At 64.0% G+C, this 25,756-nt stretch carries 23 protein-coding genes and 3 tRNA genes; 3 read left to right on the top strand and 23 right to left on the bottom strand.

Features of this window, described 5'->3' with window-relative positions; genetic code table 11:
- Positions 1–99 precede the first annotated feature (99 nt).
- The 16 genes from ACYVHH_RS07965 to rpsB form a co-directional block, all read right to left on the bottom strand.
- A complete protein-coding gene (locus ACYVHH_RS07965; protein ID WP_460564600.1) occupies positions 100–870 on the bottom strand; it encodes a TrmH family RNA methyltransferase in 771 nt (256 codons plus the stop codon).
- Positions 867–1,520, bottom strand: coding sequence for a ribonuclease HII (rnhB, locus tag ACYVHH_RS07960; RefSeq protein WP_460564599.1), 654 nt, complete (start codon positions 1,518–1,520; stop codon positions 867–869). Before rnhB ends, ACYVHH_RS07965 begins: the two co-directional genes overlap by 4 nt.
- Positions 1,492–2,661 (bottom strand): lipid-A-disaccharide synthase, encoded by a 1,170-nt coding sequence (gene lpxB, locus ACYVHH_RS07955; RefSeq protein WP_460564598.1) that lies wholly within the window; start codon positions 2,659–2,661, stop codon positions 1,492–1,494. Before lpxB ends, rnhB begins: the two co-directional genes overlap by 29 nt.
- A complete protein-coding gene (gene lpxA / locus ACYVHH_RS07950; protein ID WP_460564597.1) occupies positions 2,661–3,455 on the bottom strand; it encodes an acyl-ACP--UDP-N-acetylglucosamine O-acyltransferase in 795 nt (264 codons plus the stop codon). The genes lpxB and lpxA overlap by 1 nt, the downstream gene beginning before the upstream one ends.
- A gap of 16 nt (positions 3,456–3,471) precedes the next feature.
- Positions 3,472–3,912 carry a 3-hydroxyacyl-ACP dehydratase FabZ gene (gene fabZ, locus ACYVHH_RS07945; RefSeq protein WP_460564596.1) on the bottom strand — a complete coding sequence of 147 codons (441 nt, stop codon included), beginning with the start codon at positions 3,910–3,912 and terminating at the stop codon, positions 3,472–3,474.
- Positions 3,909–4,940 (bottom strand): UDP-3-O-(3-hydroxymyristoyl)glucosamine N-acyltransferase, encoded by a 1,032-nt coding sequence (gene lpxD, locus ACYVHH_RS07940; RefSeq protein WP_460564595.1) that lies wholly within the window; start codon positions 4,938–4,940, stop codon positions 3,909–3,911. The genes fabZ and lpxD overlap by 4 nt, the downstream gene beginning before the upstream one ends.
- Positions 4,941–4,956: 16 nt before the next feature.
- A complete protein-coding gene (locus ACYVHH_RS07935) occupies positions 4,957–5,475 on the bottom strand; it encodes an OmpH/Skp family outer membrane protein (RefSeq protein WP_460564594.1) in 519 nt (172 codons plus the stop codon).
- Positions 5,475–7,796 carry an outer membrane protein assembly factor BamA gene (bamA, locus tag ACYVHH_RS07930; RefSeq protein ID WP_460564593.1) on the bottom strand — a complete coding sequence of 774 codons (2,322 nt, stop codon included), beginning with the start codon at positions 7,794–7,796 and terminating at the stop codon, positions 5,475–5,477. The genes ACYVHH_RS07935 and bamA overlap by 1 nt, the downstream gene beginning before the upstream one ends.
- Before the next feature lie 12 nt (positions 7,797–7,808).
- On the bottom strand, positions 7,809–9,176 hold the full coding sequence (gene rseP / locus ACYVHH_RS07925) for an RIP metalloprotease RseP (RefSeq protein ID WP_460564592.1): 1,368 nt from the start codon (positions 9,174–9,176) through the stop codon (positions 7,809–7,811).
- Positions 9,177–9,186: 10 nt separating this feature from the next.
- Entirely contained in the window at positions 9,187–10,395 is a 1,209-nt protein-coding gene (gene ispC / locus ACYVHH_RS07920; RefSeq protein ID WP_460564591.1) for a 1-deoxy-D-xylulose-5-phosphate reductoisomerase, read from the bottom strand.
- A gap of 19 nt (positions 10,396–10,414) precedes the next feature.
- The gene (locus tag ACYVHH_RS07915; RefSeq protein ID WP_460564590.1) at positions 10,415–11,236 is read right to left on the bottom strand and encodes a phosphatidate cytidylyltransferase; all 822 of its coding nucleotides are present in this window, start codon (positions 11,234–11,236) and stop codon (positions 10,415–10,417) included.
- Complete coding sequence (gene uppS / locus ACYVHH_RS07910) at positions 11,218–11,988, bottom strand: polyprenyl diphosphate synthase (protein WP_460564589.1); 771 nt, start codon at positions 11,986–11,988, stop codon at positions 11,218–11,220. The genes ACYVHH_RS07915 and uppS overlap by 19 nt, the downstream gene beginning before the upstream one ends.
- A gap of 34 nt (positions 11,989–12,022) precedes the next feature.
- Positions 12,023–12,583, bottom strand: a complete 561-nt coding sequence (gene frr, locus ACYVHH_RS07905) for a ribosome recycling factor (RefSeq protein WP_460564588.1) — start codon at positions 12,581–12,583, stop codon at positions 12,023–12,025.
- 51 nt (positions 12,584–12,634) lie between these two features.
- Positions 12,635–13,345 (bottom strand): UMP kinase, encoded by a 711-nt coding sequence (gene pyrH, locus ACYVHH_RS07900; protein WP_460564587.1) that lies wholly within the window; start codon positions 13,343–13,345, stop codon positions 12,635–12,637.
- 126 nt (positions 13,346–13,471) lie between these two features.
- Positions 13,472–14,368: a translation elongation factor Ts gene (gene tsf, locus ACYVHH_RS07895; RefSeq protein ID WP_460564586.1), complete on the bottom strand. Its 897-nt coding sequence runs from the start codon at positions 14,366–14,368 to the stop codon at positions 13,472–13,474.
- Positions 14,369–14,474: 106 nt separating this feature from the next.
- Positions 14,475–15,218, bottom strand: a complete 744-nt coding sequence (gene rpsB, locus ACYVHH_RS07890) for a 30S ribosomal protein S2 (protein WP_460564585.1) — start codon at positions 15,216–15,218, stop codon at positions 14,475–14,477.
- A gap of 117 nt (positions 15,219–15,335) precedes the next feature.
- Here rpsB and ACYVHH_RS07885 point away from each other — a divergent pair, with 117 nt between their 5' ends.
- On the top strand, positions 15,336–16,946 hold the full coding sequence (locus ACYVHH_RS07885) for an NAD(P)H-hydrate dehydratase (protein WP_460564584.1): 1,611 nt from the start codon (positions 15,336–15,338) through the stop codon (positions 16,944–16,946).
- A 22-nt stretch (positions 16,947–16,968) separates the two neighbouring features.
- Here the strand turns inward: ACYVHH_RS07885 and ACYVHH_RS07880 are convergent, their stop codons facing one another.
- Both ACYVHH_RS07880 and rnr read right to left on the bottom strand, forming a co-directional pair.
- Entirely contained in the window at positions 16,969–17,517 is a 549-nt protein-coding gene (locus ACYVHH_RS07880) for a YggT family protein (RefSeq protein WP_460564583.1), read from the bottom strand.
- Positions 17,518–17,520: 3 nt separating this feature from the next.
- A complete protein-coding gene (gene rnr, locus ACYVHH_RS07875) occupies positions 17,521–19,785 on the bottom strand; it encodes a ribonuclease R (protein ID WP_460564582.1) in 2,265 nt (754 codons plus the stop codon).
- A gap of 51 nt (positions 19,786–19,836) precedes the next feature.
- Here rnr and ACYVHH_RS07870 point away from each other — a divergent pair.
- Both ACYVHH_RS07870 and ACYVHH_RS07865 read left to right on the top strand, forming a co-directional pair.
- A tRNA-Leu gene (locus tag ACYVHH_RS07870) sits at positions 19,837–19,921 on the top strand.
- 133 nt (positions 19,922–20,054) lie between these two features.
- A tRNA-Leu gene (locus tag ACYVHH_RS07865) sits at positions 20,055–20,139 on the top strand.
- 105 nt (positions 20,140–20,244) lie between these two features.
- Here ACYVHH_RS07865 and rimO read toward each other — a convergent pair.
- From rimO to ACYVHH_RS07840, 5 genes are all read right to left on the bottom strand, one after another.
- Positions 20,245–21,642: a 30S ribosomal protein S12 methylthiotransferase RimO gene (gene rimO / locus ACYVHH_RS07860; RefSeq protein WP_460564581.1), complete on the bottom strand. Its 1,398-nt coding sequence runs from the start codon at positions 21,640–21,642 to the stop codon at positions 20,245–20,247.
- Between the two features lie 54 nt (positions 21,643–21,696).
- Positions 21,697–22,191 carry a polyhydroxyalkanoate synthesis repressor PhaR gene (gene phaR, locus ACYVHH_RS07855; RefSeq protein ID WP_460564580.1) on the bottom strand — a complete coding sequence of 165 codons (495 nt, stop codon included), beginning with the start codon at positions 22,189–22,191 and terminating at the stop codon, positions 21,697–21,699.
- A 177-nt stretch (positions 22,192–22,368) separates the two neighbouring features.
- A tRNA-Val gene (locus ACYVHH_RS07850) sits at positions 22,369–22,445 on the bottom strand.
- A 46-nt stretch (positions 22,446–22,491) separates the two neighbouring features.
- Positions 22,492–24,753 (bottom strand): RelA/SpoT family protein, encoded by a 2,262-nt coding sequence (locus tag ACYVHH_RS07845; RefSeq protein ID WP_460564579.1) that lies wholly within the window; start codon positions 24,751–24,753, stop codon positions 22,492–22,494.
- Positions 24,750–25,691, bottom strand: coding sequence for an alpha/beta fold hydrolase (locus ACYVHH_RS07840; protein WP_460564578.1), 942 nt, complete (start codon positions 25,689–25,691; stop codon positions 24,750–24,752). The genes ACYVHH_RS07845 and ACYVHH_RS07840 overlap by 4 nt, the downstream gene beginning before the upstream one ends.
- Positions 25,692–25,756 lie beyond the last annotated feature (65 nt).

Below are 25,756 nucleotides of genomic sequence, written 5' to 3'. Positions count from 1 at the left end.
CACCTGCCCCGGTTCAAAATGCGCGAGGATTTCGTGGGAAAGCAGCGGGCGCTGCTGCAGGTGCGTGCGGTTAGGGTAAACCTTGAAATTATAACCCGATCATCCCTTTTGCACGGCGCTGGCGTGCAGGCAGATGGCGGCAGCGGCGGCCACGTTGAGCGATTCCTCCCCCCCGGGCTGGGCAATGCGCACCGTCTGGGCGGCGCGAGCCATCAGAGCGTCGCTGACGCCTTGTCCTTCGTGCCCCATCAGCCAGGCGCAGGGCCAGGGCAATTGCGCCTGATGCAGCCAGTCGCCTTGATGGGAGCTGGTGGCCAGCAAAGGCACGCTCAGGGTGGCCAGGTCGTCGGCAGCGCAGCCTTCGACCAGGTGCAGGCCGAAATGCGCGCCCATGCCTGCCCTCAGCACCTTGGGCGCCCAGAGGGCCGCGGTGCCCTTGAGCGCCACAACCTGGCGAAAGCCGAAGGCAGCCGCGCTGCGCAGAATGGAGCCGGCGTTGCCCGGGTCCTGCAGCCGGTCCAGCACCACCGTGGGCGCATCCGGCCGCAGATGCCGGTCGGCGGGCAGGTCCAGCACGAACGCCACGCTGGCAGGCGACTCCAGACCACTGATGTGGCGCATGAGTTCGGTCGTCAACAACACGGTGCGGACACCGTTCGGCAAGCCCCAGGCCCGAACCGCCACCAGTTGATCGGGAGCGCACACCAGCATGGCCGGCACACCGCCCCTGGCCAGCAAGGCCCGGCACAGGTGGTCGCCTTCCAGCCAGACCTGCCCCTGCTTGCGGTAAGCGGCCGGGTCCTGCGCCAACTGCCGCAGGCGCTTGACCATAGGGTTGTCACGCGAGGTAATGACGTTGTCGCCGCTCATGCGCCCTGCTCTTCCATGGTCAATGTGCCGCCCGCCATACCTGCCTGCGCCACGGGCGCGAAACTGCGGCGGTGCTGCGGGCAAGGCCCGTGAGTCCGCAGGGCCTGCAGGTGCAGTTCCGTGCCATAGCCCTTGTGTTTGTCGAATCCGTAGTTTGGATAAGCCTGGTGCAATTCGGCCAGCCCCCTGTCACGCGTCACCTTGGCCAGGATGGAGGCTGCCGAAATCGCCTGGACCTTGGCGTCGCCCTTGACGATGGCCTCGGCCCGGATGTTGAGCACAGGCAGGCGGTTGCCGTCGACCAGCACCAGCGTGGGCTTCAGGCGCAAGCCCGCCACCGCTCGCTGCATGGCCAGCATCGTGGCCTGAAGGATGTTCAGGCGGTCGATTTCTTCCACCGAAGCCTCGGCCACGCAGCAGCACAGGGCCTTGGCCCGGATTTCGTCGTAAAGCTTTTCACGCCTTGCGGCAGTGAGCTTCTTGGAATCTGCCAGGCCCGCGATGGGCCGCTGCTCATCCAGGATGACGGCTGCGGCCACGACCGGCCCAGCCAACGGCCCGCGTCCGGCTTCGTCCACCCCGGCCACCAGACCGGGTACATCCCAGCAGAGGGAAGCCTGTTCAGCGTGCAAGAAGTTCCTCGATCGCATCGGTGGCCAATGTGGGAGTGTCGCGCAACAGGCTGCGGTGCATGTCGGCAAAACGCAGCTCCAGGGCGGCGACACGCTGGCGGCCAGTCTCGGAAGTGTCGAGCCAGGCAAGGGTGGCCTCTGCCATTGCGGCGGGCGTGGCACGGTCCTGCAGCAACTCCGGCACCAGGAACTCGTCGGCCAGGATGTTCGGCAGCCCCACCCAAGGCTGCAGCATCTTGCGCTGGGTCAGCTTCCAGGACAGCCAGCTCATGTGGTAGGCAATCACCATGGGCCGCTTGAACAGCGCGGCCTCCAGCGTGGCCGTTCCGCTGGCGATCAGGGTCACGTCACAGGCTGCCAGCACGGCGTGCGATTGGCCTTTTGTCACCTGTACCGCATCTGCCATGCCTGCGCGCTCAACGATGTGCTGAACAAGGCTTTGCAGCGAAGGCACGGCTGGCAACACCAGGCGCACGCCGGGCCGCGCCTTGCGCATCAGGTCTGCCGCCGCCAGGAAACGCGGCAACAGGTGCTCGATTTCCGCTTTTCGGCTACCGGGCAGCAGTGCCACCACTTCGCCATCTACCGGCAACCCAAGCGCCGTCCTCGCGCCTGCGCGGTCTGGTTCCATCGGCACCACCTGCGCCAAGGGGTGCCCCACGTAGGTTGCACGAATGCCATGGCGCTGCAGCAACTCGGGCTCGAAGGGGAAGATGCATAGCACCAGATCGACGCAGCGGCGGATTTTTTCCACTCGCTCAGGCCGCCAGGCCCACACCGCAGGGGCCACGAAATGCACGGTCGGCACGCCCGCAGCGCGCAAATTGCCTTCCAGGTCGAGGTTGAAGTCAGGCGCGTCAACGCCTATGAACACGCGCGGCGGCGCCTTCAGCAAACGTTCCTGCAACTGGCGGCGGATGCCTACGATCTCGCGGTAATGGCGCAGCACCTCCACATAGCCCCGAACCGAAAGTTTTTCGCTCGGCCACCAGGCGTCAAAACCCTGCGCCTGCATGTGCGGCCCGCCAATGCCTGCCACAACCCAATCCGGCCAGCGCGCCTTCAGGCCTCGCAGAAGCTGCGCGGCCAGCAGGTCACCCGACGCTTCGCCCGCGACCATCGCGACATGGCTGGCCGCGCCGGACTGCACAGGAACCATCAACGCGCGATCCCGCGCTGGGTGGTGACGCCTTGCAGGAAAGTGCGCATCATTCCGATGTCGTCCACCGCCTCGGGGAATTGACCGGGCATGGCAGCCATGCGCTCCTGCGCCTGTTCCAGCGTGAGGTTGTCGCGGTAGAGCGCCTTGTGCATGGCCTTGATGGCCGAAATGCGCTGGGCCGAGAAACCCCGGCGGCGCAGGCCCTCGAAGTTCATGGAGCGCCCGGCAGCGGGCTGCCCCTGTGCCATCACGAAAGGCGGCACGTCGGCGAACAGCAGCGAACACATCGCCGTCATGGCGTGTGCGCCGATGCGCACGAACTGGTGCACCACTGTGAACCCGCCCAGGATGACCCAGTCACCCACCTCCACGTGCCCCGCCAGTTGCGCGTTGTTCGCAAAAATGGTGTTGTTGCCCACAATGCAATCGTGCGCCAGGTGCGTGTAGGCCATCATCCAGTTGTCGTTGCCCAGGCGCGTCACGCCCCCGCCCTGCACCGTGCCGATGTGGTACGTGCTGTATTCGCGGATGGTATTGCGGTCGCCGATGATCAACTCGCAAGGCTCGCCCGCGTATTTCTTGTCCTGGTTGTCGGACCCGAGCGAGACGAACTGGTAGATGCGGTTGTCGCAACCTATGGTGGTGTGCCCCTCGATCACGCAATGCGGGCCGATGCGCGTGCCCGCAGCGACTTTCACATGCGGGCCAATCACCGTGTAAGGGCCGACGCTGACACCACTGTCCAGTTCCGCCTTCGGGTCCACCACTGCGGTGGGATGGATGTCCGCCATGCGACGACTCCTGGCCTCAGGCAATCGTGCGCATGGTGCACATCAGCTCGGCTTCGCAAGCCACCTCGTCGCCGACGCGGGTCACGCCCTTGAACTTGAAGATGCCGGCTTTCATGCGCTCCAGCGTCACGTCCATCACCAGTTGGTCGCCGGGCTCCACCGGGCGCTTGAATCGTGCGCCGTCGATACCCGCGAAGTAGTAGACGGTCTTGTCGTCCGGGGTGACGCCCAAGGTGTCGAATGCCAGCAGAGCCGCCGTCTGTGCCATGGCTTCGAGCATCAGCACCCCCGGGAACACCGGACGGTGCGGAAAATGCCCGGTGAACTGCGGCTCGTTCATGCTCACGTTCTTCAACGCCTTGATGGACTTGCCTTTTTCCACCTCCAGCACCCGGTCCACCAACAGAAAGGGGTAACGGTGAGGCAGTTGTTTGAGAATCTGGTGAATGTCCATCATGATCTGTTTTCCAAAGCTTTGATGCGTTGACGCAAGGTGTGCAACTGGCGCAGCGTCGCCGCGTTCTTTTCCCACTGCGAATTGTCGTCTATTGGGAACACGCCGCTGTACTGGCCGGGCTGGTGAATGGAGCGCATGACCACCGAGGCCGCCGATATATGCACATGGTCGGCCAGGCTGAGGTGCCCCAGCACCACCGCACCACCGCCAATGGTGCAGTGCGCGCCGATGCGCGCGCTGCCCGCCACACCCACGCAACCCGCCATGGCCGTGTGCCGGCCCACGTGCACGTTGTGCCCGATCTGGATCAGGTTGTCCAGCTTGACGCCGTCTTCGAGCACCGTGTCATCCAGCGCGCCCCGGTCGATGCAGCAGTTCGCACCGATCTCCACGTCGTTGCCGATGCGTACTGCACCCAGTTGCTCGATCTTGACCCATTCGCCCTGGTGCGGTGCAAAGCCGAAGCCGTCGGCGCCGATGACCACGCCCGCGTGAACGATGCAGCGTTCCCCCAATGAGCAGTCCCGCCCAACGACGACACGCGGTGCCAGCCGGGAGCCTGCACCCACGCGGGCACGGCGCTCCAGCACTGTGTGCGCGCCAATGCGCGCGCCCTTTCCCACCACCGCGCCAGCCTCGATGACCGCATAGGGCCCGACATCCACGTCGGCCTCCAGACGTGCCGCCGGGTCAACACAGGCCGTCGGATGCACAGCCGGCACGCGCACACCCTCCTGCGCCTCACGCTGCACGCGCCACCACTGCGTGAGCCGCGCGAAATACAGGTAGGGGTCGGGCGTTTCAATGCAGGCCCCACGGGCCGCCGCTTGCCCCACGAGAGCAGGCGGCACGATCAGGGCGCCCGCGCGGGTCTCGGTGATCCTGGACGCGTAACGTGCCTGTGCAACGAACGACAGCGCATCCGCCTCGGCCGTTTCCAGAGGAGCCAGCCGAGCCACGGCCATGCCCCCCTCACCATGCAAAACGCCGCCCAAGGCGGCGTGGATGTCACCCAGCGTGATGGTCACGAAAGCGTCCCGGACATCACTTGGCGTTGTTCAGGCCGCTGAGCACCTTGTCGGTGATGTCATGCCTGGGGTTGATGTAGACCGCCTCCTGGATGATCAGGTCGTACTTCTCTGCCTCGGCCACCTGCCGGATCACGCGGTTGGCACGCTCCAGCACCTGCTGCAGCTCCTCGTTCTTGCGCAGGTTCAGGTCCTCCTGGAACTCACGGCTCTTGCGCTGGAACTCGCGGTCCATGTCCACCAGTTGGCGCTGGCGGGTGGTGCGCTGCGTTTCAGACAAGGTAGGGGAGTCCTTCTCCAGCTTGTCAGAAGCCGCCTTGAGCTGGTTGCGCAGTGTCTCAACCTCGCGCTCGCGGCGGGCGAACTCCTGCTCCAGCTTGGTCTGCGCCGCCTTGGCGGCCGAAGACTCACGGAAGATACGGTCGGTGTTGACGAAACCGATCTTGAAATCCTGCGCTGCAGATGCCAGGGTAGCGCAACCGAATGCCAGGGCCACGATAGCCTGGCGGAAAAACACACGTTGAATCGATTTCATCAGAAAGAAGTCCCGATCTGGAATTGAATGCTCTGGGTCTTGTCGTTGTCGAACTTGCGCACCGGACGGGCGTAAGCGATTCTAAGCGGCCCCACCGGTGAAATCCAGCTGATGCCGATACCGACCGACGCACGCAAGTCAGTCAGCTTGGTGGACTGGCTGTAGTCATCAGACACGTTGCCCACGTCGAAGAAGCCGAACATGCGCAAGGTGCGATCGTTGCCTGCACCGGGGAACGGTGCGATGACCTCGGTGTTCAAGAGCACTTTCTTGGAACCGCCGATGTAGGACAGCGTACCGGTGGAATCACCCACCAGCGTGCTGCGCCCCCCCAGGGTGCCAGACTCGAAACCGCGAACGGACCCCAGGCCACCACCGTAAAAGTTCTTGAAAAGCGGGAACGGCTTGCCGCCCAAACCCTTGCCCCAGCCCACTTCGGCGTTGAAGGCCAGGGTGAACTTCTTGTTCAGGGGAATGTACTGCTGGAACTGGTAGTTTGCCTTCACGTACCGCGTGTCCCCAGCCACGCCCAGTTCACCGTTGACGCGCTGCAGACGGCCTTGCGAGGGCACCAGAGCGCTGTCGCGGCTGTCGCGCGCCCAACCCACGGTCAACGGCACGGACGTGGAGGATTGCCCGAAAGTATTGCTGTAATCCTTGTAGGCCTCCGGCAGGAAATTGCCCTCTTCGATGCGGGTCTGCTCAAAACCAGCGCCGAAGTACACCGTGTCGATTTCGGTGAACGGCACGCCAAAGCGTATGCTCATACCGGGGGTGACAAGCTTGTAGTCACCTTCCTGTGCCCTGGTCGGACGCGTGGTGCGGTAGTAAACGTCAAGGCTGCGGGAGATGCCGTCGGGTGTGAAATAAGGATCGGTCGTGCTCAGGACGATCTGCTTGTTGTAGTCGCTGGTGTTGACGTTCAGGCCCAGGTAGTTACCGGTGCCGAACACGTTCTCCTGCTGGATGCCTGCCATCAACGACAGCTTCTCGGACTGGGAATAACCGGCACCCAGCGTCAGGTTGCCCGTAGGCTTTTCAACAACCTTCACGACCAGATCCACCTGGTCCGGCGCATCGGGCACTTCCTGCGTGTCCACCGAAACCTCGGTGAAGAAGCCCAGCCGGTCAACGCGGTCGCGGGACAGGCGGATGCGGTCGCTGTCGTACCAGGAGGACTCCAACTGGCGGAACTCGCGGCGGATCACTTCGTCGCGCGTGCGGTTGTTGCCTTCCAGGTTGATGCGTCTGACGTAGGCGCGCCGCGAGGGCTGTGCGCGCAGCACGAACGCCACGCGTGCATTTTCGCGGTCGATCTCGGGCACGGCCTCGACCCGGGCAAAGGCAAAACCAAAACCGCCGAAGTAGTCGGTGAATGCCTTTGTCGTGTCGGCAACGTCCTCGGCGTTGTACGCCTGCCCGGGCCGGATCTTGATCAGCGACTTGAATTCCTCTTCCTTGCCCAGGTATTCGCCATCCAGCCTGACCGAAGAAACCACGTAGCGCTGGCCTTCGGTGATGTTGACGGTGATGGACATGTCGTCCTTGCCAGGAGCGATCGCCACCTGGGTGGAATCGATGCGGAACTCCAGGAAACCGCGTGTGAGGTAGTACGACCGCAGGGACTCCAGATCCGCATTCAGCTTGGCCCTGGAGTATTGGTCGGACTTGGTGTACCAGCTCAGCCAGCCGCCGGTATCCAGATCGAACAGGTCGCGCAGGGTCGACTGGCTGAATGCCTGGTTGCCAACGATCCGGATTTCCTTGATCTTGGCGACATCGCCCTCCACGACGCTGAAGTTGATGTTCACGCGGTTACGCTCAATGGGCGTGACCGTCGTGGTGACCTGGGCGGCATACATGCTGCGGCTCAGGTACTGGCGCTTGAGTTCCTGCTCGGCGCGGTCGGCCAAGGCCTTGTCGAAAGGCCGCCCATCGGTCAGGCCCACATCACGCAAAGCCTTGCGCAGGACTTCGTTGTCGAACTCCTTGACGCCTGAGAAGCTGACGTCGGCCACCGTGGGACGCTCCTCCACGATCACCACCAGCACGTCCCCGGCCACCTCAAGGCGCACATCGGAGAACAGCCCCAGACCGAACAGTGCGCGGATCGCCGCGGACCCCTTGTCGTCGCTGTACGTGTCGCCCACACGCACGGGCATGGACGCGAACACCGTGCCTGCCTCCACCCGCTGCAGGCCTTCGACGCGGATGTCTCTCACCGTGAAGGGTTCAACGGCCCAGGCGGGCAAAGCTGTCAAAAGGGTGGAGACCAGCGCGCCCCAGGCCACACCGAGCTTACGGTTGTTGGATTGTTTCATGGATACGGAAATTCAGCCCAGCAAACGGGCGACATCGTTGAACACGGCAAGCGACATGAGCACCAGCAAAATGACGATCCCGCCACGTTGCAAGCGCTCCATCCAGACGTCCGATACCGGACGGCCAGTCACCCCCTCCCAAAGATAATACATCAGGTGCCCGCCATCGAGGACGGGCAGCGGCAGCAGGTTGAGCACCCCCAGGCTGACGCTGATGAGCGCAAGGAACAGCAGGTAGGAAGTGACACCCAGGCTGGCCGATTTGCCCGCGTAGTCGGCAATGGTCAAGGGTCCACTGAGGTTCTTCAGCGAAGCCTCGCCCACCAGCATCTTGAACATCATCCGCACCGTCAACGCCGACACTTCCCACGTGCGCACCGCGCCTTTCCACAGGCTTTCGTGGGGTGCCGCGTCGACAATCACCATTTCGGGAGGCGCGCCCACATATGCACCGATCCGCCCTGTCCACCCTTCGCCCACCGGCTCGGCACGTGGAGCAACGGTGAGCTGAAGCTGGCGCCCTTCCCGCTCCAGCGACCAGGTCTGCGGCCGGGACACACCCGTTTCGGGATGGACAGCCTGGCGAATGAGCATGCGCAACTGCTGGCCATCAGAGACCGGCACGCCATCCACCGCCCGCACCAGATCCCCCTCGCGCAGGCCAGCCGCCTGCGCAGCGCCATCGGGCAGCACGGAACCGATCACCGGCGCGGACCACGGCGCGACGATGCCGATCTTCTGGAACAACTGCGCGTCAGCGTCGCTCACGCCAAGCTCGGCCAGCGGAAGGTTCACCTCGCGGCCAGCCCCTTGCGGACCGTCGGCCACCCAAAGGCGCATGTCTTGCTGCGACAACGCAGCGCGCGTCAAACCCCAGCGGAGCTCCTCGAAGGACTGGATCTCGGCAGGCTCCTCGTCGGCCGTAGCAGCCCTGACGACCCACTCCCCGCCACGCAGACCCGCACGTTCGGCCAGGGACGCAGGCACCGGACTGGACAATACCGGCCGTGGCTCCTCTACCCCTATCCAGAACACCAGCGCATACAGCAAGACCGCCAGCAACAAATTCGCGGCCGGACCTGCAGCAACGATGGCCACGCGAGAGCGCAGTGGCTGCGTGTTGAAAGCCAGGTGCCGCTGCGCAGGCGGCACAGGCGCCTCACGCTCGTCCAGCATCCGCACATAGCCGCCCAGCGGCAAGGCAGCTACCACGAACTCGGTTCCGCTGCGTGGCGATTGCCAACGCCACAACGGTTTGCCAAAACCGATCGAAAAACGCAAGACCTTCACGCCACAGGCCACAGCCACGCGGTAGTGCCCATATTCGTGAACCGCGATCAGCAGCCCCAAGGCCACCACGAACGCCACGACAGTCAACATCTGTTGTTCCTCAAGATGCGCTACGCGCCACCCAGGCAGACGCGGTCGCCCGCGCCTGGGCATCCACAGCCATCAGGTCGTCCAGGCTGTGGGGCTTGGAGGGCACGAAAGCCTCCAGAGTTGCATGGTTGACCTGATGAATCTGGTCAAAGCGCAGGCGGCCGTCGAGGAAGGCCTGCACCGCCACCTCATTAGCCGCGTTGAGCACCGCCGTGGTGCCCGGCGCGGCATTCAGTGCATCCCAGGCAAGTTGCAAGCCCGGAAAACGGCTCGCGTCGGGCGGCTCGAAAGTCAACGCTCCCAGGCGTGTGAAATCCAGGGCCTGGGCGCCGGATTCGATTCGGCCCGGCCAACTCAAACCATAGGCAATGGGCACGCGCATGTCGGGCGTGCCAAGCTGTGCCACCACGGAACGGTCGCGAAACTGCACCATGGAATGAATGACGCTCTGCGGGTGAATGACCACCTCGATGCGTTCCGGAGGCAAGCCGAACAGGTAACGCGCCTCGATCACCTCCAGCGCCTTGTTCATCATCGTGGCCGAATCGACCGAAATCTTGCGCCCCATCACCCAATTCGGGTGGGCGCACGCCTGCTCGGGCGTGACCTGGGACAGCGTTGCGGGATCGCGCTGCCTGAACGGTCCGCCAGAGGCGGTGAGGATGATCTTTTCGACCCGGGCGTCCCAGGTTGAAGCGTCTTCCGGCAGGGACTGGAACACCGCCGAGTGTTCGCTGTCGATGGGCAGCAAGGTGGCCCCGCCGGCCTTGACGGCCTCAAGGAAAAAGTCTCCACCAACAACGAGCGCCTCCTTGTTGGCGAGCAGGAGCTTCTTGCCAGCACGCACCGCGGCGAGGCATGGCGCCAAACCCGCCGCCCCGACGATGGCGGCCATCACGGTGTCGACTTCGGTGGCAGAGGCCACCTGGCACAACGCCGCCTCGCCAGCAAGCGCCTCGGTCTTGAGACCCAGCCGCTGCAGCCCCTCACGCAGTTTGCCCAGATGCTGAGCGCCGACCACCGCATACGCGGGGCGATGGCGCTCGCACTGCTTCAGCAGCAGTTCCCACTGGCTGGCTGCGGTCAGCGCAAACACTTCAAAGGCGTCGGTATGACGCTCCAGCACGTCTAGCGTGTTGGAGCCGATGGAACCGGTGGAGCCCAGCACCGTCACTCGCTGGCGAGCCCCAGATCGTGAACCAAGTGCGAAGGAATTCATGCAGGACACCCGGAGAAAATCATTGGTAAGACACCAGCATCATGGCCAATGGCATGACCGGCAGCAGCGCATCGACCCGGTCCAGCACACCACCGTGGCCGGGCAACAACTGGCTGGAATCCTTGACCCCCGCGCTGCGTTTGATCAACGACTCGATCAGATCACCCGCGACACTCATGCAGGTGAGGAACAGAATGCCCAGCACGAAAAGCGCCGGCCCCATGGCCCAGAGGCGCGAGTAGAGGCTATCGCCGGAGCCCAGCCACAGCCACCCCAGTGCCAGGAGCAGCACGCCCACGCCCCCACTGTATACGCCTTCCCAGCTTTTGCCTGGGCTGATCGCAGGCGCGAGCTTGCGCTTGCCGAAAGCCTTGCCACCAAAGTAGGCGGCAATGTCGGCCATCCAGACCAGCAGCATCATCGACAGCAGCATGCCCACGCCGAGGTAGCGCGCCTGCGCCATGGCCCACCAGGCCACCGCGATGAGCACCAGACCGATGATCAGGCGGGGCAGCCTGGGCACGTCAGCCCAGCCGGGCACCCCGCGCCGCAACAGCCAGGTCGTGAGCAAGACCCAGATCAACGCAGAGCCTTGCCACAGCCAAGGCATGGGAGCATCAAGCCCAACCGACCACCAGAGCAAGGCAAGCAACACGCCCAGCGCCGCACCGATGCCCCAGGCCTGCAAGCCGTGCACGCCATTGAGCCGCGCCCATTCCCAGCCCGCCCCGACGATCATCAAAAGGGTCAAGGCACAGAACGGCTCAGGTGAAGGATAGAACAAGGCGGGCAGAAGAAACGCCAGCAGCACCAGCGCCGTGATCACGCGTTGCTTGAGCATGCCTGGCCTCCCGGGTTTTCGGAGCCAGGCTCCCTGAGTTGTTCGGAAATGCGCCCGAAGCGGCGCTCGCGCCCGCCGTACCAGGCCAAGGCGCGGTCGAACTCCGCCTCGTCAAAATCGGGCCAAAGGCAATCAGAGAAGTAGAGTTCGCTGTAAGCCAGCTGCCAGAGCAGGAAGTTGCTGATGCGGACCTCGCCGCCCGTGCGGATGAGCAGGTCAGGATCGGGCACGTGAGCCAGCGACAGTGCGCCGGAAAGAGACGTCTCGGTGATCGGCTCACCCCGCTCTGCCAATTGGCGCGCAGCCTGGACGATGTCCCAGCGGCCGCCATAGTTGAAGCACACGTTCAACGTCAGGCGTTGGTTGGCCTGAGTTTCCTGTTCTGCCCGCAGCAAGCCTTCCCGAACCGATGGCGACAGCACGCCTCGGTCACCCGGGAAGCACAGCCGCACCCCGGCGTCGGACAGAGCAGGAACCTCGCGAGCCAGCGCCTTTGCGAGCAACCCCATCAGCCCGGAAACCTCGTCCGCTGGACGCTTCCAGTTCTCTGACGAAAAGGCAAAGACGGTAAGCACACCGACGCCCTTGGCGATCGCCCAGCGGACCGTCTGGCGCAGGGCCTCGACGCCTTGGCGGTGCCCCGCCAGGCGTGGCAGAAAACGCTTCTTCGCCCACCTGCCGTTGCCATCCATGACGATGGCCACGTGCCGGGGCACGGCCGAGGCGGGACTGTTCTTCGATGTCAAACCCATGGAGTCCAGCCCCTGAGCACAGGCAGCGCCCGGCTCAGATGGCCATCAGGTCCTGTTCCTTGGCGGCGATGAGCTTGTCGACCTCCGCGATCATACGGTCGGTCAGTTTCTGGATCTCGTCCTGCGAACGGCGCTCATCGTCCTCCGAAGCCAGCTTGTCCTTGACCAGTTTCTTGACGTGGTCGTTGGCATCGCGGCGCAGGTTGCGAATGGCCACCTTGGACTGCTCGCCCTCGGCTCGCACAACCTTGGTCAGCTCGCGGCGGCGCTCTTCCGTCATTGCAGGAATCGGCACGCGGATCAGGTCACCCTGCGAAGCGGGGTTGAGCCCCAGGTCGGATTCACGGATGGCCTTTTCGATCTTCGCCCCCATGCCCTTTTCCCAGGGCGCCACGCCAATGGTGCGGGCATCCAGCAGCGACAGGTTGGCCACCTGCGACAGCGGCAGCATGGAACCGTAGTACTCCACGTGCACGGTGTCCAGCAGCTGCGGGTTGGCGCGGCCGGTGCGCACCTTGGACAGGTTGTGCTTCAGCGCCTCCAGCGACTGATGCATTTTCTGGTCGGCATTCTTCTTGATTTCAGACAGTTCCATCTCTCACCTCTCGTTGACGGCGCGATGCAAGCCAGCCCGCGCCAGCCTGTGTCAAACGTGCACCAGCGTGCCTTCGTCGTCGCCCAGTACCACGCGGCGCAATGCGCCTGGCTTGAAGATACTGAACACGCGAACCGGCAGGTTCTGATCGCGGCACAGTGCGAACGCCGTGGCGTCCATCACCTGCAGCTGACGCGCCATGGCCTCGTCGAAGCTGATGGCCGTGTAGCGCGTGGCCTCAGGGTCCTTCTTGGGGTCTGCGGTGTAGACACCATCCACCTTCGTGGCCTTCAGGACGATCTCGGCGCCAATCTCCGCCCCGCGCAAGGCAGCGGCGGTGTCGGTGGTGAAGAAAGGGTTGCCGGTGCCAGCGGCAAAAACCACCACCTTGCCCTCTTCCAGGTACTGCAGCGCCTTGGGGCGAACGTAGGGCTCCACCACCTGCTCGATCGAAATGGCGGACATCACCCTGGCGGTCACACCAGCCTTCTGCATGGCGTCGGCCAGCGCCAGCGAGTTCATCACCGTGGCCAGCATGCCCATGTAATCGGCCGTGGCACGGTCCATGCCGACCGAGCCGCCTGCCACCCCGCGGAAGATGTTGCCGCCACCGATGACCACAGCCACCTCCACCCCCAGGCGGGTGACTTCCGCCACCTCCTCCACGATGCGCACGATGGTGGCGCGGTTGATGCCGAAGGCGTCGTCGCCCATGAGGGCTTCGCCGGACAACTTGAGGAGGATGCGCTTGAGGGCTGGCATAGGCGGCAGTATTGGCAAATTTTTCCGATTTTACGGGCTATGTTGTGACAACGGCCGACCCCGGGTGGGATCGGCCGTGTAAATTTTTGCAAGCGCGCCTGTTGGCACGCCTGCATAGAGGCGCAATCAGGCGCCCTGGGCAGCAGCTTGGGCGGCGGCCACTTCAGCGGCGAAGTCTTCCACCTTCTTCTCAATGCCTTCGCCCACCACGAACATGGTGAAGCCCTTGACGTTGGTGTTGGTGGACTTCAGGTAGGCACCCACGGTCTGCTTGCCGTCGGCAGCCTTCACGAACACCTGGTCCAGCAGAGACACTTCCTTCAGGTACTTCTGCACGGAGCCTTCCACCATCTTGGCGACGATGTCGGCGGGTTTGCCAGACTCGGCAGCCTTCTGCTCGGCCACGGAACGCTCCTTGGCGATCAGGTCGGCAGGCACGTCAGCACCAGACAGGGCCACGGGCTTCATGGCGGCGATGTGCATCGCGGAGTCCTTGGCGGCCACGGCGTCGCCTTCGAATTCGACCATCACGCCGATGCGCACACCGTGCAGGTAGGAAGCCAGCTGGCCGCCACCGCTGTAACGCTTGAAGCGGCGAATGGTCATGTTCTCGCCGATCTTGCCGATCAGACCCTTGCGAACCTCTTCCACGGTGGGGCCGAAACCTTCCATGGACAGGGGCAGCTCGGCCACTGCGGCCACGTCAGCCGGGTTGTTCTTGACGACAAGCTGGGCCACGGCATTGCAGAAAGCCAGGAACAGGTCGTTCTTGGAGACGAAGTCGGTTTCGCAGTTGACTTCCACCAGGGCGCCAGTGTTGCCCTCGATGAAAGAAGCGACCACGCCTTCGGCGGTGATGCGGCTAGCGGCTTTGCCGGCCTTGTTGCCCAGCTTGACGCGCAGAATCTCTTCCGCCTTCTCCATGTTGCCGTCGGCCTCGGTCAGGGCCTTCTTGCATTCCATCATGGGGGCGTCGGTCTTGGCGCGCAGTTCGGCGACCATGCTTGCGGTGATTGCAGCCATCTTGTTACTCCGTCTGAGCCTTGCAGCTCGATGATTCAATGTCTGGGTGAAATTGCGGTGGCAAAAAAGGGGCTACTCGAGCCCCTTCTTGCACGGGCACGGCCGCTCAGGCGGCGTCTTGCACTTCGACGAACTCGTCGCTGCCCTGGGCAGCCTTGACGACGTCGGTCACGGCGGCGTTGCGGCCTTCCAGGATCGCGTCGGCGATACCACGGGCGTACAGGGCCACGGCCTTGGCGGAGTCGTCGTTGCCGGGGATCACGTAGTCGATGCCTTCAGGGGAGTGGTTGGTGTCAACCACGCCGATCAGGGGAATACCCAGCTTCTGGGCTTCGGCCACGGCAATCTTGTGGTAACCCACGTCGATCACGAAGATGGCATCGGGCAGTGCGTTCATGTCCTGAATGCCGCCGATGTCCTTCTCCAGCTTTTCGATCTGGCGATTGAAGGTCAGCTGCTCTTTCTTGGACATGCTGTCCAGACCGGCTTCCTTCTGGGCCTGCATGTCTTTCAGACGCTTGATGGAGGTCTTGACCGTCTTGAAGTTGGTCAGCATGCCGCCCAGCCAGCGCTGCTCGACGAAAGGCACGCCTGCGCGACGGGCTTCCTGGGCCACGAGGTCGCGAGACTGGCGCTTGGTACCCACCATCAGCACGGTACCGCCGTTGGCGGTCAGCTGGCGCACGAACTTGGCAGCCTCCTCGAACATCGGGAGGGTCTTTTCCAGATTGACGATGTGGATCTTGTTGCGATGGCCGAAGATGAAGGGGGCCATCTTGGGGTTCCAGAAGCGGGTTTGGTGACCGAAGTGGACACCTGCTTCCAGCATTTCGCGCATGGAAATGGACATGATTGCTATCTTTCCTGAGGTTTGGACTGAAATCAGACCCCGATCACCAGCAAAAACGCCAGCGACACCCGGGTGGGCCTGTTTGCGATTGACTTTGCCCCGCATACCGCCACATTCATGACGGACCACGAACAGCAAAGCCTTGGGATTGTAACACCTTTGCGCATCGCGAGCTCGTGCGACACTTCCGCCATGCGGCATATCCTTCCAGCCTCACTACAGAACCCGCTCCCGCTCCATGGCAGCGACAGCACGCGCCACATCGAACAGGCGGTCCAGGCCGGGCTGCCTCCGCACACCTTGATGGACAGGGCAGCCCAAGCCGTCTTCAGGCTGGGTCGGGCGCTGTACCCGCACGCCCGGCATATCTGGGTCGCCTGTGGCCCGGGCAACAACGGAGGGGACGGACTCCTTGCCGCCGCCGCCTTGCAGCGCGAGGGCCTGCGTGACGTGACCGTGACTTGGCGGGGGGACGAATCCAGGCTTCCCGATGACGCCCGCTACGCGTTGGCGCAGGCTCGGGCCGCCGGCGTCACCTTTGCCGACACCCCTCCAGCACACCCCGATCTGGCGATAGATGCCCTGCTGGGATTGGGGGTGCGTGCCGCGCCGCAAGGCGCCATTGCGCAAGACGTTGAGCGGCTTCGTATGCTGAACTGCCCGGTCCTGAGCGTGGACCTGCCCAGCGGCCTTCACCCAGACACAGGTCAATGGCTTGCAGGCAACACCAGCCGGTCGACCGCACCCCGCCACACATTGACACTGCTGACCTTGAAACCCGGCCTCTTCACAGCCGAGGGACGGGACGTCGCGGGCGACATCTGGCTGGACGACTTGGGCGCCGACGCCAGCACCGCCGCGCCGGATGCATTCCTGAACGCGGCTGCACCGGACCCTACCACACGCGGGCAACGCCACGGCGCACACAAAGGCCTGCATGGTGACCTGTTCATCCTTGGCGGACAGAACGTGGCCTCAACCGGCCAAGGCATGACCGGTGCAGCGCTCCTTGCCGCACGCGCCGGCCTGTTCGCTGGCGCGGGCCGCGTCTATGTCGGCCTGCTGGACAACACCGGCCCCGGGAACGTGAGCGTCGACCCCGTCTGCCCGGAACTGATGTTCCGCGAGGCCAACGAACTTGCGCAAGGCCCCCTGGCGGCGACCGGCACGACAGTGTGCGGCTGTGGCGGCGGCACGGCCGTGCGTAGCGTGTTGCCTCACGTACTGGAACAAAGCCCCCGACTGGTGCTTGACGCCGACGCCCTAAACGCCGTCGCTGGCGAACCTGGCTGGCAGCAGGCGCTGAAGGCAAGGAGCGGCCGCAACCAGCTCACCGTGCTCACGCCTCACCCTCTGGAGGCGGCACGCCTGCTGGGAACAGAAACATCCTCAATACAGGCCAACCGGCTCGCGGCCTGCAGGCAATTGAGCGAACGGTTCGGGTGCATCACCGTCCTCAAGGGGTCGGGGAGCATTGTCTGCGCGCCGGGCTTCAAGCCCGCCATCAACGCCACCGGCAACGCACTGTTGGCCACGGCTGGCACGGGCGACGTACTGGCTGGATTGATCGGTGCCAGTCTGGCAATCCAGCCGCCCACAGGCGGCATCAGGCAGGCTTTTGAACTGTGCTGTGATGCCGTGTACCGGCACGGCCTGGCTGCGACACTCTGGCCTGCCGACCGCCCGTTCAGCGCCAGCCTGCTGGCAGCAGCCACCGTACCCAGGTGACCGCCCGGCCCCCAGGCGCGAATCAGGTGATGAGCATCAACGCAACCTGAAGCAGGATGATGAGCACCAGCACCGACAGGTCCACTCCACCTACCTGAGGAACGATGCGCCGGATCGGCCGGAGCACCGGCTCGACCAGGCGCCCCAGTGCGCCATGCATGGGGGACATCGGTTGAATCCACGAGATGACCGCATACACCAGCGCCAGGAGCATCAAACCCTGCAGCACGGTGCGCAACAGGAACAGGATGGCCTGAACCGGCACGGTCACTGTCCAACCCAGGCTGAGAACCCCGGGCAGACGGCCACCGAAAAGCATGTGCACGACGGCCGAATAGCACAGGGCCAGCAACAAGGCCGCCAGGAAGCTGCCCCAATCCAGATTGGACTGGGCCCAGCGGCGCGGCAGCGTTTTACGAAGCGGCACGACGATCCAGTCGGTCAACGCCATCACGAAGATGCCGGGCTGCTGCGTCATGCGCATGCGCATGGTGTTCATCCAGCCGCGCAGCAGCGCAGCCCCAACCAGGAAAAAAAACAGGGTATCGACGAGAAACAACAGTACACGCATGGATCAACGCTTGCCTTTTCTGGATTTTCCGGTACCGGTGCCCTTGCCTGGCTGCCTTGCACCACGGCTGCCGCGGGAAGAGCGCTGAGCATCTGCCGGCTGGCGGCCAGCTGCCGGGTAGGCCTGACCTCGTGGCTTCTTGCCGCCATTGCGCCGCGACGCAGACGATGTTTCGTCGGCCCCCGTTTTGTCGCGCATCGCCCGCACGACCAGATCGGCTTCGTCCCGGACCAGCCTGAAGTCTATGCGGCGGCCGTCCAGGTCGACCCGGCTCACCTGCACCCGGACTTTGGAGCCCAGCGCGTAGCGGATGCCGGTGCGCTCACCCCGCAGCTCCTGACGGGCCTCGTCGTACCGGAAGTACTCACCACCCAGCTCGGTGATGTGCACGAGCCCTTCGACATAAAGACTGTCGAGCGTGACGAACAACCCGAAGGTGGTGACCGCGGTGACAACACCACCGTACTCCTCGCCCAAGCGCTCGCGCATGTACTTGCATTTCAGCCAAGCCTCGACGTCGCGGCTGGCCTCGTCGGCGCGGCGTTCGTTGGCACTGCAGTGCAGACCAGCCGCCTGCCAGCCCAGCGTGTCGGCAGACGGTTTGCCCTTTCGGGCCTTGTCGGCCACTCCGGAGCCGCGCGTCGCCAGCCGTTTTGCAAGCTTGGCGTGAGCCTCCCCTGGGGTAGGCAGCACGGGCAATTGGTATTTGCCTCCCGCCAGCACCGCCTTGATCACCCGGTGCACCAGCAGATCGGGGTAGCGCCGAATGGGGCTGGTGAAGTGGGTGTAGGCCTCGAACGCCAGGCCGAAGTGCCCCATGTTCTCGGGGGTGTAGATGGCCTGCTGCATGGAACGCAGCAGCATCTGGTGAATCTGCTGGGCATCCGGACGGTCCTGGGTGGCATGCGCCAGCTCCTGGAACTCCGACGGACGCGGCTCGTCGCTCACGTTGTGATGCACACCCAGCGCCTTCAAATATTGCCGCAGCGTCTCCAGCTTCTCGGGCGTGGGGCCCTCGTGCACCCGGAACAGCCCGTGGTGCTTGCTCTGGGCGATGAACTCTGCCGAACAGACGTTGGCCGCGAGCATGGACTCTTCGATCAAGCGGTGCGCCTCGTTGCGCGTACGCGGCACGATCTTCTCGATACGCCCCGACTCATCGCAAACGATCTGCGTCTCGGTTGTCTCGAAGTCCACGGCACCGCGCCGTTCACGGGCCGCCAACAAGGCGCGGTAGGCGTCGTGCAGATTGAGCAGATGCGGCACCAGCGGCTGGCGCTGCTGCGCTTCAGGCCCACGGGTGTTTTGCAATATGGCGGCGACGTCGGTGTAGGTCAGCCGCCCATGGCTGAACATCACCGCCGGGTAGAACTGGTAGGCGTGGATGTCACCCTTGGCGGTGATGAGCATGTCGCACACCATGCACAGGCGCTCCACCTCCGGGTTCAGCGAACACAGCCCGTTGGACAACTTCTCGGGCAGCATGGGAATGACCCGGCGCGGGAAGTAGACACTGGTGGCACGGTCGTAGGCATCGATGTCGATGGCCGAACCGGTTTCGACATAGTGGCTCACGTCGGCAATCGCCACAAGCAGGCGCCACCCTTTGCCACGCCCGACCTTCGCAGGTTCGCAATACACCGCGTCGTCAAAGTCGCGGGCATCTTCACCGTCAATGGTGACGAGCGGCACGTCGGTAAGGTCGACACGCTGGCGCTTGTCCACCGGCCGCACCTTGTCGGGCAAGGCGCGCGACTGCGCCATGGCCGCGTCTGAGAACTCGTGGGGCACGCCATACTTGCGTACCGCGATCTCGATCTCCATGCCGGGGTCGTCAATGTCGCCCAGCACCTCCTTGACACGCCCCACAGGCTGGCCGTACAAGGCCGGCGGCTCGGTCAGCTCAACCACCACCACCTGCCCGGGCTTTGCCGAACCCGTCGCCCCTTTGGGAATGAGCACGTCCTGGCCGTAGCGCTTGTCTTCAGGCGCGACCAGCCACACGCCCCCCTCCTGCAACAGGCGCCCGATGATGGGCGTGGCGGAGCGCTCGATGATTTCGGTCACCCGCCCCTCGGGGCGGCCCCGGCGATCCTGCCTGACCACTCGGGCCTTGACGCGGTCCTTGTGAAGAACCGCGCGCATTTCATTGGGGGGAAGGTAGACGTCGGGCTGGCCGTCGTCGCGCAAGATGAAGCCGTGTCCATCGCGGTGGCCGGAGACGACCCCCTCAAACTCGGCCAGCAGGTTTTGGTATTTTTCTTTCACGCAATCTTTCGCACTCTCAAAATCTCATGCTAGAATAGCAGCTTCTGAGACGCCCAGGTGGCGGAATTGGTAGACGCACTAGTTTCAGGTACTAGCGCCGCGAGGCGTGGAGGTTCGAGTCCTCTCTTGGGCACCAATCATAAAGAGTAAAGCTTGCAGATTTCGGTCCGCAAGCTTTTTTCTTTTCCGGCATTCAAATTCTTTACGTCATGAATCGGCGCCGGAAAAATGCAAGAAAAACCGTGCTAGAATTCAAGGATTCCTGAGATGCCCAGGTGGCGGAATTGGTAGACGCACTAGTTTCAGGTACTAGCGCCGAGAGGCGTGGAGGTTCGAGTCCTCTCCTGGGCACCAAATATTGAAAAAGGCTTGCAGCAATGCAAGCCTTTTTTCTTTCTCCGCAAGTGCCAGACAGCAATGCGGGCCGGTCAAGCAGAGAGGCACGAAGCCTCTCTTGCATCAAACCGGCACGCCGACCAGATCGTGCCCCTGGGCCGACACGATGCGCGCCTTCACAAAGTCGCCCACCTTGTAGGTCTTGCTGATCTTTTCCGGCGGCAGCAGCCGCACCACACCGTCGATTTCCGGCGCGTCTGCGTAGCTGCGGCCCACGCCACCCTTCTTGCCAAGCCCGCTGGCCTGATCGACCAGCACCTGCATGGTGGCGCCCACGCGCTGCTCCAGCCGGGCAGCCGACACACGCTCGGCCACTTCCATGAATCGTGCGCGGCGCTCCTCACGGACCTCATCGGGAACCGCCCCCGGGAGTTCGTTGGCAGCCGCCCCGCTCACGGGCGAGTAGGCAAAGCAGCCTGCCCGGTCGATCTGCGCCTCCTCCACGAAGTCCAGCAGGTGCTGGAACTCCTCCTCCGTCTCGCCGGGAAAGCCTGCGATGAAGGTACTGCGCACAACGATGTCGGGACACAGCTCGCGCCAACGTTGAATGCGCTCCAGATTCTTTTCGCCGCTGGCTGGCCGCTTCATGCGCCGCAAGACGTCCGGGTGACTGTGCTGCAGCGGAACATCCAGGTAAGGCAGACACAAACCTTCATTCATCAGCGGAACGATTTCGTCCACGTGCGGGTACGGGTAAACGTAGTGCAGGCGCACCCAGGCGCCATGCTCTCGCGCCAGCTCGCCCAAGGCTCGCACCAGGTCGAACATGCGCGTCTTCACCGGCTTGCCGTCCCAGAATCCGGTGCGGTACTTCACATCAACGCCATAAGCGGAAGTGTCCTGGCTCACCACCAGCAACTCCTTCACACCCGCCTCGAACAATTTGCGCGCCTCGGTCAGCACGTCACCCACGGGGCGGCTGACCAGATCACCGCGCATGGACGGGATGATGCAGAACGTGCAACGGTGGTTGCAACCCTCGCTGATCTTGAGATAGGCGTAGTGACGCGGCGTGAGCTTCACGCCCTGCGGCGGCACCAGGTCCACGAACGGGTCATGCGGCTTGGGCAGGTGCTTGTGCACCGCCTCCATCACTTCGTGCGTGGCATGCGGCCCGGTAACCGCAAGCACCGAAGGATGCACCTGCTGAACCAGGTTGGCGCCGTCCGCGCCCGAGCGCGCACCCAGGCAGCCCGTGACGATGACCTTGCCGTTGTCGGCCAGGGCCTCACCGATGGTGTCCAGGCTCTCCTTGACAGCATCGTCGATGAAGCCGCAGGTGTTGACGATGACGAGATCGGCACCCTGAAAGGTCTTGCTCGTCTGGTAACCCTCGGCGCTGAGTTGCGTGAGGATGAGTTCGGAATCGGTCAGCGCCTTTGGACAACCAAGGCTGACGAAGCCCACCTTGGGGGCAGATACCCCCGAAACAGGCGATTGAGAAGAAAGAATATCGGTCATGGGCCCCGATTGTCTCAGGTCGGGGCCGAGCCGTCAGCCTGGGCCGAAAGGCCGTCAGCGCTTGACGCCCATGGCCTCCAGCATCTTCTCCTGCATTTGCGTGAGGGCGGCCATGCCGGGCACGACAGGCGACTGCATGCCCATGAACTGCTGCCAGAGCTCAGGCGTCCACCCCTTGGCGGGGTCTGCCATCGATTTCTGCAGATCCATGAAGAGCTGCAGGTTCTTCTCAAGGTAAGACCCCATGTAACCCTGCATTGCATGGCCGTAGAAACGGATGATGTTGGCCAGCATGTTCTCCGAGAACAGCGGCACGCCGGCAGTCTCCTCTTCAAGAATGATCTGCAACAGGATGCTGCGGGTCAGGTCATCGCCACTCTTGGCGTCACGCACAACAAAGGGCGTGGCCTTCATCACCAGCGCCTTGATTTCGGCCAGCGTGATGTAGGAGGAGGTGTCGGTATCGTAGAGACGGCGGTTGGGGTATTTCTTGATCACGCGAACGGGGGACGGACGCGTGGCCGAGGCATCAGCCTGGTCGTTCTGCACTGGGCGGACTCCTGTCGAGAAAATCGGCGCCCTCCCCCTCGACGGGGGCTGGCGGCATTCTTCTCATTCTAGAAACATTTGCCGGGGATGCGGCGCAGGATTTACCCTGCCATGTTGCAAGGCAGCATACAGAAGCGAAAAAGCCCTGCTTCCGTGTGGAAAGCAGGGCTTTTGAATTGGTAGGCGCGATTGGACTCGAACCAACGACCCCCACCATGTCAAGGTGGTGCTCTAACCAGCTGAGCTACGCGCCTGGGTCGGTTGCAAGCCTTGCATTGTAGCACGGCTTTTTCGGTTTTTTCAACGCCTCCTCACAACCTGCACACCTGGCACATCGGACACCGCCGACATGACTCGGGCCACACGCATGGCGTCGGGCACTTCCACCGTGAAGGTCATCCAGGCGATGCCTTTGACGGACTGCGTCTGCACACCGATGACGTTGATTTTTTCGCGCGCGAAGGCGTCCGAGATGTCACGCAGCAAACCTTGCCGGTCCACTGCCTCCACCGCCACGTCGACCGGGTAGAACGCGAGTTCCCCCCCCTTGGGCTTGGCTCCGCTCCACTGCACGTCGATCACCCGGCCCGGCTGCCTTTTGGCCAGATGGGCGAAATCGGGGCAATCTGCCCGGTGGATGCTGACGCCCTTGCCCCGCGTGACAAAGCCGCGTATGTCGTCCGGCGGCGCGGGCTTGCAGCACTTGGCCAGCTGTGTCATCAGCGAGTCGACCCCCACCACCAGCACGCTACCCTGTGGGGCGCGCTCCTCGGAACGGGCCTTCTTGAGGATGACCTCGTCTGGTGTGGGCAACGCCTCCACCGGATTGAGCTGCTGCTCGATGGCGCGCAAAGACAGTTCTTCCTTGCCCACCGACTCGAACATCGCCTGCGGGGTAACGAAGCCCAAAGCCGATGCCAGGTCCTCCAGCGCGATGGACGTCTTGCCCTCGCGTTGCAACAGCTTCTCCACGGCCTCCCGGCCGCGCGCGGCATTGTCTTCAGCCGCCAGGGCGTTGAACCATGCACGCACCTTGCTCTTGGCCCGGTGGCTGACGAGGTAGCCCTGCTCGGGGTTGAGCCAGTCACGCGAAGGCCCCCCCTCCTTGGCAGCAACGATCTCCACCGTCTGGCCGTTCTGCAGCGTGGTGTTCAACGGCACCATGGCGCCGTCTACGCGCGCACCGCGGCAGCGGTGGCCCAGATCGGTATGCACGGTGTAGGCGAAATCCACCGGCGTGGCACCCTGGGGCAGTTCCACGATGGCGGCATTGGGCGTGAGCACGTAGATGCAGTCGTCAAACAGGCCTTGCGCCGTCCCGCCCAGGTCACGCTGCCAGGCCAGCAGCTGGCGCAGCACGGCGATCTTGGCGTCGTATTCGGAACCAGCGGTGACACCGGCGTACCCCTTGCTGCCAGCCTCCTTGTAGGCCCAGTGGGCGGCCACGCCATGCTCGGCATGGTCGTGCATGGCCTGCGTACGGATCTGGATTTCGAACGCACGGCCCTGCGCATCGCGAACGACAGTGTGCAACGACTGGTAGCCGTTCGGTTTGGGTTTGGCGATGTAGTCGTCAAACTCCTCGGGAACAGGGCTGAAATGTGCGTGAACGTAGGCCAGTACCCGGTAGCAGTCGTCCACCTCGGGCACCACAACGCGCAGGGCGCGGATGTCGAAGACCTGTTCGAAATCCAGCGACTTGCCCCGCATCTTCTTGATGATGCTGTAGATGTGCTTGGGCCGGCCCTGAACGGAGGCGTCGATGCCCTGGGCGCGCAGCGTCTCTTCAAGCCCCAGACGCACCTGTTCGACATGGCTCTCGCGTTCGACGCGCTTCTCGTCAAGCAGACGGGCGATCTGCTTGTAGGTGTCGGGCTCCAGGAAGCGGAAGGAAAGGTCTTCCATCTCCCATTTGACCTGCCAGATGCCCAGCCGGTTGGCCAGCGGAGCAAAGATGTGCAGCGACTCGCTGGCCAGCCCCTCGTCAGGCAGGGTCTTCGTGGCAGCGTGGTAGCGCAGCGTCTGCAGACGCGATGCCAGCCGCAGCAGAACGACGCGCAGATCGCGCGAAAACGCCAGCAGCATCTTGCGGACGTTCTCTGTCTGGCTCGCATCCAACTCCGACGCCGGTGCCTTGGCCGAGACCGCGGGCAAACCCGTCTGCTCCTGCTGGACCTGCCGCTGGGCACGCACCTGTGCCGCCTTCAGGCGCGCCTGCCGCTGCAGCTGCACCAGCTTGGTGGTTTCCACGGCAACGGTGGCGTAATCGTTGCCAAAAGCCTTGGCAATGACTTCCTGCGGGCGGTTGAGGTACTGGCAGGCATAGACCAGGTAGGCACAGGCCTGCATGTCCGTAGAGCCCCCCATGAGCGCCAGAATGGCGGCCACGGCATCGGCATGGGCCAGGGTGTTTTCCCCGCTGTCGAGGGTCTCACCCGCCAGCAGTGGCTCGGCAAAGGCGCGAGCGCGCGCCAAAGCTGCGTGACCGGCACCCGCTTGCACGGACAGCGCCGTGGCAATGGCCGTGCGGCTTTCGTTGGATTCGCGGACTTCGGCGTTCATGGCTCTAGCAGGAAATCTCGCACTGCGGCCACCTGGTCGGCGGCCACGAGCGTGGGCGCGTGCCCCACACCGGCGAATTCAACGCACCTTGCCTGGGGGCCGCGGCCGGTCATGGCCTGGGCGGTGGCAGGGGACAAAAGGTCGGAGTCGGCGCCACGCAACAACAGCGTTCGCGCCGTGATGGCGTCGTACATTCGCCAGAGCATGGCCTCGCCCTCCCGCGCGGCCTGCTGCGCTGCCTGCGGGTCGGCCGCCAACATGGCCCGGAACGGCACGGCGATGGCAGGGTCGTAATGCAGAGTCCAGCCCTCGTGCAGCGGACGCAGCATGGGACGCGAAAGCGCCAGCCACTGCTCTGGGGTGTGCGGCCCGAACCCCTGGGAGACCGCCCACATGGCGTCGGCGGCAGCCTGTTCGGTGGGGTACACCGGTTGCACACCCAGGTAGGTGCCGATGCGCTGCAGCGCATCCCATTGGATCACCGGCCCCACGTCGTTGAGCACCAGCCTGGAGATACCCACGGCCGGTTGCGACGCCAGTGTGATGCCAATGAGCCCGCCCATGCTGGTGCCCACCCAGTCGATGCGCAGTGCCGGCCCAAGGTTGCCATGCGCGGCGGCATGGCGCCCGCGCAGGTGTGCCAGCAGGACCGCCAGGTCGGTGGCATAGGTGGGAATCTGGTAGGCCATGGGATCGGCCAGCCAGTCGCTGTGGCCACGGCCTGCCACGTCCACGCAGACCACACAGGCATGGGGCGCCAGCGCCTGCGCCAGAACATCAAAATCGCGCGACTGGCGGCTCAGGCCATGCACGCAGACCACCACGTGCGCGGGGTACGCCTCGCCGGTGGCATTCCATTCCCACCATGCGATGCGGCGCTCTGCGCTGTTGCGTCCCCTGGGACCGGGCACGTCTAGGTAGTGCAATACGGGTTCCATCTGTCTGTTCCCTTCGGAAGCGGGCCATTCGGCACTGCGGGCTTCCGTGATAATGGCCGCCAAAG

The sequence above is a fragment of the Hydrogenophaga aquatica genome (assembly GCF_054780915.1).
The sequence above is the reverse complement of the archived record's forward strand: the minus strand, read 5'-3'. Positions and strand labels throughout refer to the sequence as shown.

Coding starts and splice junctions, on each gene's coding strand:
- ACYVHH_RS07965 (WP_460564600.1), bottom strand. CDS start 870: ATGAGCGGCGACAACGTCATTACCTCGCGTGACAACCCTATGGTCAAG.
- rnhB (WP_460564599.1), bottom strand. CDS start 1,520: ATGCGATCGAGGAACTTCTTGCACGCTGAACAGGCTTCCCTCTGCTGG.
- lpxB (WP_460564598.1), bottom strand. CDS start 2,661: ATGGTTCCTGTGCAGTCCGGCGCGGCCAGCCATGTCGCGATGGTCGCG.
- lpxA (WP_460564597.1), bottom strand. CDS start 3,455: ATGGCGGACATCCATCCCACCGCAGTGGTGGACCCGAAGGCGGAACTG.
- fabZ (WP_460564596.1), bottom strand. CDS start 3,912: ATGATGGACATTCACCAGATTCTCAAACAACTGCCTCACCGTTACCCC.
- ACYVHH_RS07935 (WP_460564594.1), bottom strand. CDS start 5,475: ATGAAATCGATTCAACGTGTGTTTTTCCGCCAGGCTATCGTGGCCCTG.
- bamA (WP_460564593.1), bottom strand. CDS start 7,796: ATGAAACAATCCAACAACCGTAAGCTCGGTGTGGCCTGGGGCGCGCTG.
- rseP (WP_460564592.1), bottom strand. CDS start 9,176: ATGTTGACTGTCGTGGCGTTCGTGGTGGCCTTGGGGCTGCTGATCGCG.
- ispC (WP_460564591.1), bottom strand. CDS start 10,395: ATGAATTCCTTCGCACTTGGTTCACGATCTGGGGCTCGCCAGCGAGTG.
- ACYVHH_RS07915 (WP_460564590.1), bottom strand. CDS start 11,236: ATGCTCAAGCAACGCGTGATCACGGCGCTGGTGCTGCTGGCGTTTCTT.
- uppS (WP_460564589.1), bottom strand. CDS start 11,988: ATGGGTTTGACATCGAAGAACAGTCCCGCCTCGGCCGTGCCCCGGCAC.
- frr (WP_460564588.1), bottom strand. CDS start 12,583: ATGGAACTGTCTGAAATCAAGAAGAATGCCGACCAGAAAATGCATCAG.
- pyrH (WP_460564587.1), bottom strand. CDS start 13,345: ATGCCAGCCCTCAAGCGCATCCTCCTCAAGTTGTCCGGCGAAGCCCTC.
- tsf (WP_460564586.1), bottom strand. CDS start 14,368: ATGGCTGCAATCACCGCAAGCATGGTCGCCGAACTGCGCGCCAAGACC.
- rpsB (WP_460564585.1), bottom strand. CDS start 15,218: ATGTCCATTTCCATGCGCGAAATGCTGGAAGCAGGTGTCCACTTCGGT.
- ACYVHH_RS07885 (WP_460564584.1), top strand. CDS start 15,336: ATGACGGACCACGAACAGCAAAGCCTTGGGATTGTAACACCTTTGCGC.
- ACYVHH_RS07880 (WP_460564583.1), bottom strand. CDS start 17,517: ATGCGTGTACTGTTGTTTCTCGTCGATACCCTGTTTTTTTTCCTGGTT.
- rimO (WP_460564581.1), bottom strand. CDS start 21,642: ATGACCGATATTCTTTCTTCTCAATCGCCTGTTTCGGGGGTATCTGCC.
- ACYVHH_RS07845 (WP_460564579.1), bottom strand. CDS start 24,753: ATGAACGCCGAAGTCCGCGAATCCAACGAAAGCCGCACGGCCATTGCC.
- ACYVHH_RS07840 (WP_460564578.1), bottom strand. CDS start 25,691: ATGGAACCCGTATTGCACTACCTAGACGTGCCCGGTCCCAGGGGACGC.